11 protein-coding genes are annotated in these 11941 nt (G+C 60.8%); 6 read left to right on the top strand and 5 right to left on the bottom strand.

Annotated features, from left to right (window positions below):
• Positions 1–134 precede the first annotated feature (134 nt).
• The 4 genes from ACN9MU_RS18395 (at position 135) to ACN9MU_RS18380 (ending at position 3306) form a co-directional block, all read left to right on the top strand.
• Positions 135–896, top strand: coding sequence for a hypothetical protein (locus tag ACN9MU_RS18395; RefSeq protein WP_426161835.1), 762 nt, complete (start codon positions 135–137; stop codon positions 894–896).
• A gap of 16 nt (positions 897–912) precedes the next feature.
• A complete protein-coding gene (locus ACN9MU_RS18390; RefSeq protein ID WP_426161834.1) occupies positions 913–1422 on the top strand; it encodes a hypothetical protein in 510 nt (169 codons plus the stop codon).
• 167 nt (positions 1423–1589) lie between these two features.
• Positions 1590–2198, top strand: coding sequence for a TetR/AcrR family transcriptional regulator (locus ACN9MU_RS18385; RefSeq protein ID WP_426161833.1), 609 nt, complete (start codon positions 1590–1592; stop codon positions 2196–2198).
• A 106-nt stretch (positions 2199–2304) separates the two neighbouring features.
• Positions 2305–3306: an NADP-dependent oxidoreductase gene (locus ACN9MU_RS18380; RefSeq protein ID WP_426161832.1), complete on the top strand. Its 1002-nt coding sequence runs from the start codon at positions 2305–2307 to the stop codon at positions 3304–3306.
• Positions 3307–3344: 38 nt separating this feature from the next.
• Here ACN9MU_RS18380 and ACN9MU_RS18375 read toward each other — a convergent pair whose 3' ends face one another.
• Positions 3345–4007 (bottom strand): TetR/AcrR family transcriptional regulator, encoded by a 663-nt coding sequence (locus tag ACN9MU_RS18375; protein ID WP_426161830.1) that lies wholly within the window; start codon positions 4005–4007, stop codon positions 3345–3347.
• An 83-nt stretch (positions 4008–4090) separates the two neighbouring features.
• Between ACN9MU_RS18375 and ACN9MU_RS18370 the strand changes: the two genes are divergently transcribed.
• Complete coding sequence (locus ACN9MU_RS18370) at positions 4091–4984, top strand: NAD(P)/FAD-dependent oxidoreductase (protein WP_426343246.1); 894 nt, start codon at positions 4091–4093, stop codon at positions 4982–4984.
• A 9-nt stretch (positions 4985–4993) separates the two neighbouring features.
• Positions 4994–5878, top strand: a complete 885-nt coding sequence (locus ACN9MU_RS18365) for a class I SAM-dependent methyltransferase (RefSeq protein ID WP_426343245.1) — start codon at positions 4994–4996, stop codon at positions 5876–5878.
• Here ACN9MU_RS18365 and ACN9MU_RS18360 read toward each other — a convergent pair.
• The 4 genes from ACN9MU_RS18360 to ACN9MU_RS18345 form a co-directional block, all read right to left on the bottom strand.
• Positions 5845–7095: a styrene monooxygenase/indole monooxygenase family protein gene (locus tag ACN9MU_RS18360; RefSeq protein WP_426323781.1), complete on the bottom strand. Its 1251-nt coding sequence runs from the start codon at positions 7093–7095 to the stop codon at positions 5845–5847. The two genes, ACN9MU_RS18365 and ACN9MU_RS18360, sit on opposite strands and share 34 nt — an antisense overlap.
• A 63-nt stretch (positions 7096–7158) precedes the next feature.
• Positions 7159–7671, bottom strand: a complete 513-nt coding sequence (locus ACN9MU_RS18355; protein WP_426335881.1) for a hypothetical protein — start codon at positions 7669–7671, stop codon at positions 7159–7161.
• Between the two features lie 181 nt (positions 7672–7852).
• On the bottom strand, positions 7853–8920 hold the full coding sequence (locus ACN9MU_RS18350; RefSeq protein ID WP_426318165.1) for an OmpA family protein: 1068 nt from the start codon (positions 8918–8920) through the stop codon (positions 7853–7855).
• Positions 8921–9045: 125 nt separating this feature from the next.
• Positions 9046–11718, bottom strand: a complete 2673-nt coding sequence (locus tag ACN9MU_RS18345; RefSeq protein ID WP_426318164.1) for a TonB-dependent receptor — start codon at positions 11716–11718, stop codon at positions 9046–9048.
• Positions 11719–11941 lie beyond the last annotated feature (223 nt).

Genomic DNA, 11941 nt, shown 5'->3' with positions numbered 1-11941 from the left:
AATACGTTCTAAAACTACGGAACCTGCCGGGAGCGATGCTCGCGGCGCTTGCAGCATCGCTACTCATGGGATGTCAGATTACGAGGGTCGTCCATGATGACGACCCGCCTGCGTCCGGCAGTACGGTGTTCGAAATGTATGTTGTACAAAGCGACCGCGATCGCGCTTTCAACGTGCTCTTCGTTCCGGACACCTCTTATGGAGACATGTCGGTCCTGGCCAACCGCCAGGCTTTCGTCAACGACCTGGCCAATGTGATTGAAAACGGATACTGGCAGAACCGCGCCTACTTCAACGCCTGGGGCCTGTACAACTACTTCTACATGACAGCCAGCGGTTCCGTTGTCGAACAAGCGCCGGGACCGGGCGGCCAGTTCCGCTGCCCGATCGTTACCTGGCCGGGGCAGGTCAACACGGACGGCGTATTCGCCGACCAGATCGTGCTCATCCACCGCAATGAATTGCGTGACTGCGGCGGTGGCGGGCGCGCGACTGGAGAACCGACCAGCTATCGAACGATCGTCCATGAAACCGGCCATGGCCTGTTCGGCCTGCCGGACGAATATTGCTGCGATGGCGGATACTTCGTGAAGCCGCCGGTCATGTACAGTTCGCAGGCAGCCTGTAACGGGGACGGCGCCAATGCCGGCTGGCGCAATTGCCAATCCATGACGTCCAGCCGGGATGGATCGGTCTGGTGGCGCTCGCAGGGCAATATCACGGATAACCTGATCATGCGCAACGCCGGCGACGAAGTGTGGGAGGCCGGGCCGGCCGATTGGGCAGTGATGCGGGCGGCCTATCATGGCTTGTCCGGTTCCCCGACCATCACCCAGCCTGCCGCATTTGCACCAGCCCACTGGAGCTACACGGTTCCGCCGCCTTGGCACCCTTGATTGAGAGGAGAACATCATGAACAAGATCTGGATTGCCATCGGCATGTGCGGGGCAGGCCTCGGCCTGGCGCAAGCCCAACAACAGGACCCTGAGCGCGCGAGGGAGCTTCGAAGTTCTGCGCGCATCGAAAGCGCCAGGCCAGCCGCCGCACCGACCGGACAACAGCAGGTTGCCGTACTGGCGATCAAGCTTGACGTTGCGAAGGGCGAAGTGCGTGCCGCACGGGTCGAGTCGGTCAAGCGCATTGCGGCGTACGCGCCCAAGGTCTTTGCCCGCGAGGGCGGGATGTGGGAAGTTATGATCGAGGGCGATACGCCCCGCACCTTCTATGTCGACAGCCCTGCGAGGCGCGAGGCCGAAGCATACCCCAGGGCGCACGCCGATTATCAATGGGTTGATGAAACGGGGACGCTTGACTGGGCCCTGGTCGTGCCCTTGTATGCAGATGGCCGTCCGCTTGGCGCACGCAGCGTAACAGTCCGGGACAAAAAGACGGGAGCAACGATCGTGCATTCGAACTTGTGAATGCTTGGCCTGGACCGGCCGTACCGGTTTCCATTAACGCTGGCGTGGCGCGGGTTGATTCGCGCTGGCCAGCGTTTTCGCAGTTTAAACTTTTGGCAACCGAACCATGGCCGCTGTTGGCGACGGCGGGCAGCATGTGCTGCGTGCACATCTAGCTGAAATCGTATATGATGACCATCATGCCGACCAAATCCCGCAAGCGCCCGCCTGTCAGCCGCAAGGAACTCACCCACGAGCGTATCGTGGAGGTGGCGTCGCGCGCCATTCGTCGCAGCGGGTATGACGGTACCGGCGTGGCCGACATCATGAAAGAGGCTGGACTGACGCACGGGGGCTTTTACGCGCACTTTGAATCGCGCGATGCTTTGCTGGCCGAAGCCGCCGATCGTGCCGGCACCGAGTCGGTTGCCCTGGCTGCGCGGGTGGCGGCTGCCGCACCCCCTGGCCAAGCCGTGCAGGCCATGATGCAGGCATATCTGTCGCCGCAGCATATTGCTGCGATCGAGACCGGGTGCCCTGTATCGGCGCTGGGCTCGGAGATGCCGCGGCAATCGCCCGAAGTAAGGCGAGCCGCGACGATTCATATCAAGGAAATGATCGACGTGTTCGCGCGCCAGATGCCGGATTGGGGCCAGCCAAAGGCGCATGAGCAGGCGATGGCGCTGGTGTGCGCCCTGATCGGCACTACGGTAATGGCGCGCGCTGTCGATGACCCGCGTTTGTCCAAAGCGTTGTGTGAAGCCACGATGAAGCAGTTTGCGGCTGCCGCCGAATGAGGCATTGACTTTTTTTGCGCAAAAATATGATGCTCATCATATTGATGCAGCAGGATTGCGGTCTCCAGGACCGCCCGTATTATTTTTATAAAGAAGGAAGGTCCAAATGAAAGCACTTGTCCTGAAACGTTATGGCGGCATTGACTCGCTCGCCTTTGCCGATGTCCCACGGCCAAGCATCAAACCCGATGAGATCCTGGTCCACGTGCATGCCGCCGGCCTCAATCCTATCGATTACATGATTCCGAAAGGATCGTTCAAGCCCATCCTCAAGTTTGATTTGCCCGCCACGATGGGAAGCGACCTGGCTGGGGTGGTGGTCGAAGTCGGCAGCCGCGTCAACCGCTTCAAGGTCGGCGATGCCGTCTTCGCCAGCGTGTTCGATCTCGGCACAGGCTCCCTGGCAGAGTATGCTGCGGTGCCTGAGCGCGCTGCAGCGCATAAACCTGCCAACCTGGATTTTGTGCAGGCAGCATCGATTCCGATGGTTGGCCTCACGTCGTGGCAGGCGCTCAACGAGCGCGCCCAGTTGAAGCCAGGGCAGAAGGTATTTATCCCGGCAGGTTCTGGCGGCATTGGTTCCTTTGCCATCCAGCTGGCCAAGCAGCTTGGCGCGAAAGTGGGCACCACGACCAGCACGGCAAATGTCGATCTGGTGCGTAGTCTCGGCGCGGATGAAGTCGTCGATTACAAGAAGCAGGAATTTGAGAATACTCTGAGTGGCTATGACGCCGTGTTGGGCACGGTGCGCGGCGACGGGCTTGAGAATGCCTTGAAGATCGTGAAGCCTGGCAGCAGCGTGGTCTCCCTCGTTGGCCCGCCGGATGCCGCATTTGCAAGTGCGCGCGGCATGAACTTCCTGATGAAGTTCGTCTTCGGTCTCTTGAGCCGCAAGATCATTCGGCTGGCGCAAAAGCGCAGCGCGCGGTACTCATTCTTGTTCGTTCGCCCTGATGGACGCCAGCTTGGCAAGATCGGAGAAATGCTGGAGTCGTCGCACATTCGGCCTGTCATCGACAAGGTGTTTCCGTTCACGAGCGCGAAGGAAGGGCTGGCGCACCTCGAACAAGGGCGCGCCAAGGGCAAGGTAGTAGTCCAGATGGTGTGATGTTTTCAGGCAGGGAAACATGGCTTAGCCAAGAAGCACTATGCAGCGTTCGCAATTCCTTTATTGGGCAGCGCAGAACCGTGTGCGGCGAGGAACATGGCGACGGCCGACCGGCAATAGGATTCGATTTCGCTGGCGTCCATTGCTTTCGCTTCATCGAAGCGTGCGATCGCCAGCAGGTCGGCTCCTTTGACAAGCGCGGCGAACAAGCGGGCGGACTGGCGAGGATTTGGCACCTTCATCGCCCCCTTCGCCTGCAATTGGCGCAACAGGACCTCGATTTGGGCGGTGACATGGGCGGCCCCGGCTTCGTAATGGAGCTTGCTTAACGACTTTTGATTCGTCTTGTCGGCCATGATCATGGCTTCGACACCGCGGACTTCCGGATTCATCAGCGTGCGCAGCAGGGATGATCCGACCGCCATGAGCTGGTCCTCGGCCGACCCGCCGATGCTTTCAAAAAGGGCTTGCGGTGCAAACTGATGGCAGCGGGCCGAGATGGCGGCGCTGAATAGCGCCTCTTTGTTCTCGAAGTGCCGATAGATGCTGAGCTTGGATATTTTTGCGCGCTGGGCGACCTTGTCCATGGTCGTTGCTTGAAAGCCCAATTCCACAAAGAGTTCGTACGCGGCGTCGACGATCGTTTGGGCAAGCGCCTCGTTCGCTGGCCGGCCACGCCGGCCCTGGCTGTTTTCAGTCATGATAATTATAGTACTTGACAGTATTCAAAGTCATGATTTAGGATACCACGTAGTATTCAAATCTGCAAACGGAGCCCATCATCATGAATGACGTCATCATCATCGGCGGCAGCTTTGCCGGTCTCGCCGCCGCCCTGCAGCTTGGCCGTGCCCGCCGCACGGTCACCGTTCTCGATAGCGGCCTGCCGCGCAATCGCTTCGCCGGCCACTCGCATGGCCTGCTCGGCCACGATCACAAGCCGCCGCTGGACATCCTGGCCGAGGCGCGGCAGCAGCTGGCGCGTTATCCCGCGATCAGGCTGGTCAATGCCCGGGCCGACAGCGTCTCCGGCGCCATCGACCATTTCTCCGTTCTCACGGGCGATGGCGAAACCTTTGCGGCGCGCCGCGTGATCCTGAGTTATGGCGTCGCCGACCAGATGCCTGATGTACCTGGCTTTGCCGAAAGCTGGGGCACGTCGATCGTGCCGTGTCCCTATTGCGACGGTTTTGAAGTCGCGGGCCGGCATTGGGGCGTTCTCTGGACAGGCCCGCAGTCGCACCAGTCCGTCAAGCTGTTCCAGCATTGGACCGACAAGTTGACTGTCTTCGCCGATGGTCATGACATTCCGGCCGATATCCAGGCCGACCTGGCGGGCCGCAACATAGCAGTCGTCGCCGGCCGGATCGCCGCGATCGCCCATCGCAATGGCCATATCGCCACCGTCGATCTCGATACCGGCCGTCATGTCGCGGTCGACGTCCTGTTCGCCCAACCGCGCAACAAGCCGTGCGCAAGCCTGCACGAAACACTGGGCCTGGCCACCGTGGATACGCCCACCGGCATCGTCCTCAAGGTCGACGAGCGCCGCCAAACGAGCGTGCCCGGCATCTACGCCGCGGGCGACCTCGCCACGCCTTTCCTTCCTTCGGTCACCCAGGCGTCATCGCAAGGCGCGATGGCGGGCATCTTCGCCCAGCAATCGCTGCTGGCGTGAGGATTTGACATGGCAGAAAGGAATATCTACCAGGTCGCCGACTGGAATGGTCAAAGCGGGGAGCGCTGGGTTGCCCACCAGGCCAGGCTTGACGCCATGGTGGCGGTGTTCGGCCAGGCCGCCATCGACGCCGTGGCTCCTGCGCCGGGCGAGCGCGTGCTGGACGTTGGCTGCGGCGCGGGCACTTCGAGCCTGGCGCTGGCCGCCCGCGTCGGTGCGAGCGGGCAAGTGCTGGGCGTCGACATTTCCGAACCGCTGATCGGCTGGGCGCGCGCGCTGGCGCCGCCGGATGCGCCGGTCCGTTTCCAGTTGGCCGATGCCGGCAGCGCCGAGCTGCCCGAGGGCGCGTTCGACATCCTGTTCTCGCGTTTCGGGGTCATGTTCTTCGATGATCCGGCAGGTGCGTTCGCCCATATGCGGCGCGCGCTCCGGCCGGGTGGGCGGGTCGCTTTCGTGTGCTGGCGCGGAGCGGCCGAGAACGATTGGGTGCGCCTGCCGATGGGTGCGATCAAGGGCATCGTTCCGCCGGCCGCGCAGCCCGATCCAGAAGCGCCTGGCCCATTCTCGTTCGGCGACCGGGAGCGCGTGGCGTGCATCCTGGCTGCAGCCGGCTTCACCGATATTGCCATCATGCCCTTCGACGCTTCCATCCCGTTGGGCGAAGGCGAGACGCGCGACGCTGCGATCGACGACGCGGTAAAGATGGCGCTCGAGGTCGGCCCGTTGTCGCGTGCGCTCGCTGACCAGCCCGACGGCATCCGCGCCAGCGCCTCGGCCGCGCTGCGTGCCGTGTTCGCGCGTCAATCCGGTGATCGGTCGGTGATGTTCGACGGCGCGGCGTGGATCGTCATGGCGCGCAATCAGGCTGCCGCGCGCGAAGCGTTGGCCATGTGAAGGGCGACAAACTGTTCGCAGGCCTCGGCGTCGAACCACCATGGGAAATAGTCTGGCGGATTGTTGAAGCCATTGGCGACAGCGCTGGCAAGGGAAGGGCAATTGCCGGCCGCGCCCAGCATGTTGAGCACGTGGGGCGGCGGCGGGCGGAGCAGCGAATTGGTCCATGCAACGACCTGCTCGCCATACACCCAGAAGCGTTCGAAAGTCCGCTGCATCCACTCGCGGCTGTAGGGCTGGTCGCCATGGGCAAGGATGGCGTCGAGATAAATGCGCGCTGCCTTGGTGGCGTTATTCGAACCCTGGCCGGTGATCGGGTCGTTGAGCACGACGGCATCGCCCAGGCCGAAGACCATTTTCCCTGACGGGAGGGTGGCGACTGGCCTGCGCACGGTGGGCGCAAAGCTGCCAGCCAGGATGCCGTTTGCGTCGGTCAGCTCCACATGCGCGGCACGTTCGGCCTCCCAGGGCAGGAAGGTACGCAGCAGGGCGAGGCTTTGCGCCAGGTGGGCCTGGGGCGTTGCTACATTGCGCCAGCAGTCCATCGGGCCGCCGGGAACGCCTTCGAACACCATGATGTCGCAAGGGCCGCTGGTGGTCAGGGCAGGGAAGACAAAATGCTCGCCGACACCGGGGATCAGATTGAATGCGACGCGCGAATATTCCTGCGCTGGTCGCAAACCGTTCACGTAGGTGAGGGCCAGGGCGCGCTGCGGTTTGTCAAATGCGGATCGGATGGCATCACGTTCGAATAGCTTGACGATTTCGCTTTTGCCCGCGGCCACGATCACCAGTTCATTTTCCTTCGCGAGCCGTTCCAGTTCCGGAATGCCGACGTCTTCGATCAGCAGCCTGCCGCCTTGCCTTTCGAACTGCTGCAGCCAGGCAGGCATCTTGATCCGCTGATCGACGGCCTGCGCAGGACGCTGCAGGCGGGCGCTCCAGTCGATCAGTTTTTCATGTGGGGCATCGGGATTCGGAACGGCCAGTCCGATCCCGTCCACCGTCGGGCATGCGTCCTCCCATTGGTTGAGGCCCAGGTCCCGTTCGATCTGCAGTGAGGCATCGAACATGCATTGGCTCGACATGACGCGGCCATTACGAATGTCGTCGGGCGTGCGGTTGGTCGCGACGGTGACGTCAAAGCCATTGGCCAACAGGCCCAATGCCAGAGGCAGGCCGGCCTGTCCACTGCCTACAACGGCGATCTTGCGCATCATTTCTCTCCCATACGTTTCTCAAAGAAGTTCGCCGTTGCAGGCGCAGTGCACTTGTCTGCATCAGGACAAATTCAAGGTCCAGGTGGTAACGCCTTCTCTTGCGTCCGTGCTCATTGCGACGTCGCGGCCCCAGCTCGCGATGTATGTCCAGTCCGGGTCCTCGATCCAGGCCAAGGTATCGAAACTTGTGGCGCGTTGCCGGATAAACCTGACGTACAGGTCGACGTTGTCCTTGATCCACATATCGTCCCCGCGAATGCGCAACTGAATCTGCAAGTGACGGCTCATCCCGTTCGAGAATTCAAAGCCGTAACCCGGATACGGCATGGGTATCTGCCCCACGCCCGGTGGAAGTTCCGGTGTCTTGTCATTCCGCCGGGGCAGTTTCGTAGGCCCCATGTAGTCATAATTCCTGATGGCCCCGGCCTCCAGGTCATCTTCCGTCGGATAGTCCAGATTGAGCAAGCGAAGTTCGTGGCCATCCCGCAAGATCCTGGCTTGAACAAGGCTATCTGTTCCGGCGTTTGCTGCGTTTTTTGTTTGCACAATCAGCCTGATCGATCCAATCCACATGGCAGTCTCCTATCAAAACGCTACTGTTTGAACAGCGAAGCCGCTGCCCGCGAGGGGCAACGGCCTGCTTATCATGGGCTGGAGGAGCGGGGCGGGAATCGGTACTGCCACCTAATTTAGGTCGAGTCCCATACCCAGATTAGTGCTTGCCGGCTGGGCGCACGCCGGGACTTTCGCTTATCTACTGAACGACCAGTTCCACCCGGCGATTCTTGGCTCGACCAGTTTCATCTCCGTTGGAAGCGACGGGGGCCAGGCTGGCGACACCTTTGCTCGTCAGGCGCGTGGAAGGGATCTGGTACTGCCTCGCCAGCGCGGAGACAACCGCTTGTGCACGTTGCTGCGACAACAGCTGGTTGGCGTCGAGATTGCCCTGGTTGTCCGTGTGGCCCACGATGTAGACCTTGAGGGCAGGCTGGCTTTTCAACAGTTTCGCCATCTCGTCCAGCTGGGTCCTGGATTCCGCGGCTTTGATCTCTGCCTTGCTGGTATCGAAGTAGATGCCGTACAGGGCAATCTTGCCGCTCGACTGCAAGGCTGCCTTCAATGCATCGGCGTTGACAGTCACCTGTCCGCCTTGCATCGCCTGGGGTTCGGCGATTTCGATGTAAGTCGTGGTGAAGTCGGTGCGATATACCTTTCCTGAATTCACCATCACGTGGACGAGGTTCCCATCCTTTGACAAGGTGCCGTAAGTAAAATAGATGTCATCGGTACCGAGCATGTTCGAACCGCCCAGGGAATACATCTGGTTATACAGCGTGGATTTCTCCGGATGGCGTGAGCGGTTGGCACGGAAGTCGGCTTCCTTCATGGCGCCATAATGATCGTCAAAACCGTAGCGCATGCTATCGCAGCCTTTGTCGCGCGGCGTGCAACTGACGATGGCTTTGAATCCCGCTGCCTTCAGGGCCTGTTCATAGTTGCGATGTACTTCCAGCGGCGACTTGCCGAGCGGGGCGAAATACACCATGCGGGTGATCTGGCCTTCCACGGTGACCGGCGCCTGGAAAGCATTATGGCTGTCCAAGCCCATTTTGCCGGGGAAAGTCGTTTGGTCAAAGCCGATTTTCTTGTACGCCATCATCCAGGAATTGTTATAGCGCTGGATCAGGGGATGGTCTTCTCCGCCAGCGACATCGATTGCCCAGTCAGGTCCGGCGGAGGCGGGGGCGGCGATAGCAAACGAAGACAGGCAGAATGCGGTGGCGGCGAAGTGGCGTGCCAGAGGGGAGGACAGTAGTTTCAAGGTTTATCCTTTCGCGAAGAATGTCAGAGCACGACGCAGTGCAATGATGTAAATCTTATACTGCGTCGTGATCGCTCTCCATTCAAACGCGTCGGTAATCGGAAGGCTGAATTAACGACGCCACACTAGAACTTGTACTGCAGGTTGGCAAAGAACGAGCGGCCGCGCGGATCACCATAGGTTGGGTCCCAGGTCACTTCGAAGTAGCGCGACTGGTTGGTGAATGGCGGCGGCGTATCGAACATATTGATCACGCCGGCGCGCAGCTTGAGCTTGCTGTTGAAGGCATAGCTGCCTGTCAGGTCCCACAGCGAATAGGCTTTCACGTCACGGTCGTTCCATCCCGGATCAGCCAGGCCGGCGATGTTCTGGTCGCGATAGCTGGAGAAGAAGGTGTTGCCCAGGCTCAGGCTGAAGGGCCCCTGGCTCCAGTCGATATTCAGCTTGTGGCGCCAGCGCTGCACAGCCTTGTCGTCGCGGAAGACGCCCAGGCCATTCGTCATCGGCGAGAGCGGATCGGACTGGAACTTGTACTTGGTGATCAGCGTGCCGTTCAGGCTGGCGCTGAAGCGGCCCATTGAAGTGGCATCGCCGTGCCAGTTAAGGTCAATATCGAGACCGGCTGTGTTGAGCTTGCCCCGATTCTCCTTCTTGAACTGAAGGAAGGAAACGACACCATCTTCATCACGCACCACGATGTTGGGGTCGTTGTAGTAGACCGGATTGTCGAACACGGTTTGTTCGCCGATTTCCGAAATGATGTCGGTCTTGCGGATGATCCAGTAGTCGAGGCTGCCATTCCAGTTCTTGTTCGGCTGCAGTACCAGGCCGACCGAAAACTGCCTGGACTTTTCCGGCTTCAGTTGCGGGTTGCCGTAGCGGTCCAGGTCGAACTGGGCTACTTCGCCCGAGATCGGGTCTTTCACGAAGCTTGCCGTGGTATCGGAACGGACGGGCAGGAACATTTCGGAAATCGAAGGTGCGCGGAAGCCGGTGCCGTAGGAGGCGCGCCCCAGCACTTCCTTGCTCGGGCGGTAGCTGATTGCGACTTTCGGGTTGGTGGTGTTCAGTGCCGGCGTGGTGATATTGGTCAGCGGATCATGTACGCCTTTGTAGCGGTCGTGACGGATGGCGAACTGGCCTTCCCATTCCTTGCTGAACGGCGCGTCGATCTCCGCGTAGATGCCGGTGATCCGGCGCGAATTGGACGAGTCGGCCAGCAATTCGTCCGAGCTGGCGCGGTCACCTTGCACATCGTTGCTGCGCAGTGCTTCGGAGGAGGTGAACGAAGTCTTTTCGCGCCGCAGTTCAGCGCCGATGGCCAGCACGGCATCGCCTCCGCCCAGCGCCATCAGGGGGCGGCTCACCTTGCCATCGATGCTGTCGCTGGTGCCCTTGGACATGCGTGCCGCGTCATGGATCTTGATCGAGTCCATGAACTTGCGGCCGGAGTCATCCGTGGCAGGGACAAAGGGGTTGTACTGGCCGCTGGCAATACCGGCCAACATCTTGCTGTGCGACACCCAGCCATCGATATCCAGGTCGGTTGCCTTGTTGACGCTGTGGTTGTAGGCCGTATCGTAATCCCAGTCGCCCACCTTGCCGGTCGCACCGAGCACCAGGCGTGACGCTTTGCTGGTCACTTCCGAGGTGCGGCGGCCTGCGTCCGACAGCCGGAAGCGGAAATTGATCGGGTCCGTGATGCCGGTCCTGGCTTGCAGGTCGGCCGGCAGGAAGATGCCGCTGGTCGTGCCGTTGATGCTGCTCGATACGGCAGGCGAGGCGGCATAGCTGGTCTCGGCCCTGCTCAGCAGAACTTCAGCAAACACCTGGTGGGCATCCGTCACCTGGAAGGTGGCGCGGCCGATAAAGCTTCGCTTCTTCGATTCCGGATAGACTTCCGAATCGCCCATGTAGTTGAAGGAACAGCCTTCCGTGCCGCCGGGACCGAGCGGCCGCACCACGTTCGGGCTGCCGTCCACGCAGGACTCCTTGCCGAAATTGACGCGGCGACCAGGCGACGGCACCCAGGTGCCGCCAGGGCCGGAGCCCTTCAGGTAGCTCGATTGGTTCAGGGTTGCCAACTGGGCGGGAGTCAGGTCGACGTTGGCTGGGAATGAGTAGCTCGACAGCTGCGGCGACAGGCGGTCGGGCAGGCTATATTCCTGCATGAATTTGCGTTGCGAACTGGCCAGGCGGTTCGTCTTTTGCACGTCCAGTGCGCCGAACAGGTTGTAGCGGTCGGTGTTCAGATCGCCGACGCCGCCGGACAGCGAGGCAGATTTCTTGCCGCCGCCGCCTTCGTCCGTACGCAGGGCATACACGCTGGCATCGCCGCCCTGGTAATCCTTGCGGGTGATGAAGTTGATCACGCCGCCCATGGCATCGGTGCCGTAGATTGCCGATGCGCCGTCCTTGAGCACTTCCACGCGCTGGATGGCGCCGGCGGGAATGTTGTTCAGGTCGACGCCGGAATTGTCGCCAGGGCTGGCGAAGTTGGCCATGCGCCGGCCATTCAGCAGCACCAGCGTGCTGGAGACGCCCAGGCCACGCAGGTTGGCGCCGTTAAAGCCGCGCTGGCCGCCCATGACATCGCTGACGCTGGTGCCATCGGTCAGGCCGCCCACATTCGAGGAGATCTTTTGCAGCAATTCGGCAGCCGTGGTCACGCCCGTCTTTTCAATGTCTTCGCGCTTGATGACTTCAACTGGCAGTGCGGACTCGCCCTCGATGCGCTTGATGCTGGAGCCGGTGATTTCCACGCGCGGCATGGTTTGCGCGACGGCGTCCAAACTCATGCAGCCAAGTGCGAGCAATACAGCATGGGTGCATTGGGAGCGGCGGAATGCCGATGCCTTGTGCGTGCCAGGTATTTTCATGCGATCAGTCCTCGTAAGTTGGTATTCGTACCCGATTAACTAAGCTTGAGTTGTTATGGAACAATTGCAGTGTATGCAACGTTGTGCGACTTGTGCGCACTGGAGCACATGCAAGTCGCAATTTCGTTGTGATTACAACGTT

Origin of the sequence: Pseudoduganella sp. R-32 (genome assembly GCF_049913245.1) — a bacterium.
In the GTDB taxonomy this organism is placed as follows: Bacteria; Pseudomonadota; Gammaproteobacteria; order Burkholderiales; family Burkholderiaceae_D; genus Rugamonas.
Note: the sequence above shows the minus strand (reverse complement) of the source record. Positions and strands in the feature narration are given on the sequence as shown.

Excerpts from the sequence above, each read along its gene's own strand:
- ACN9MU_RS18395 (WP_426161835.1), top strand. The coding sequence starts at position 135 with ATGTATGTTGTACAAAGCGACCGCGATCGCGCTTTCAACGTGCTCTTC.
- ACN9MU_RS18390 (WP_426161834.1), top strand. The coding sequence starts at position 913 with ATGAACAAGATCTGGATTGCCATCGGCATGTGCGGGGCAGGCCTCGGC.
- ACN9MU_RS18385 (WP_426161833.1), top strand. The coding sequence starts at position 1,590 with ATGATGACCATCATGCCGACCAAATCCCGCAAGCGCCCGCCTGTCAGC.
- ACN9MU_RS18380 (WP_426161832.1), top strand. The coding sequence starts at position 2,305 with ATGAAAGCACTTGTCCTGAAACGTTATGGCGGCATTGACTCGCTCGCC.
- ACN9MU_RS18375 (WP_426161830.1), bottom strand. The coding sequence starts at position 4,007 with ATGACTGAAAACAGCCAGGGCCGGCGTGGCCGGCCAGCGAACGAGGCG.
- ACN9MU_RS18370 (WP_426343246.1), top strand. The coding sequence starts at position 4,091 with ATGAATGACGTCATCATCATCGGCGGCAGCTTTGCCGGTCTCGCCGCC.
- ACN9MU_RS18365 (WP_426343245.1), top strand. The coding sequence starts at position 4,994 with ATGGCAGAAAGGAATATCTACCAGGTCGCCGACTGGAATGGTCAAAGC.
- ACN9MU_RS18360 (WP_426323781.1), bottom strand. The coding sequence starts at position 7,095 with ATGCGCAAGATCGCCGTTGTAGGCAGTGGACAGGCCGGCCTGCCTCTG.
- ACN9MU_RS18355 (WP_426335881.1), bottom strand. The coding sequence starts at position 7,671 with ATGTGGATTGGATCGATCAGGCTGATTGTGCAAACAAAAAACGCAGCA.
- ACN9MU_RS18345 (WP_426318164.1), bottom strand. The coding sequence starts at position 11,718 with ATGAGTTTGGACGCCGTCGCGCAAACCATGCCGCGCGTGGAAATCACC.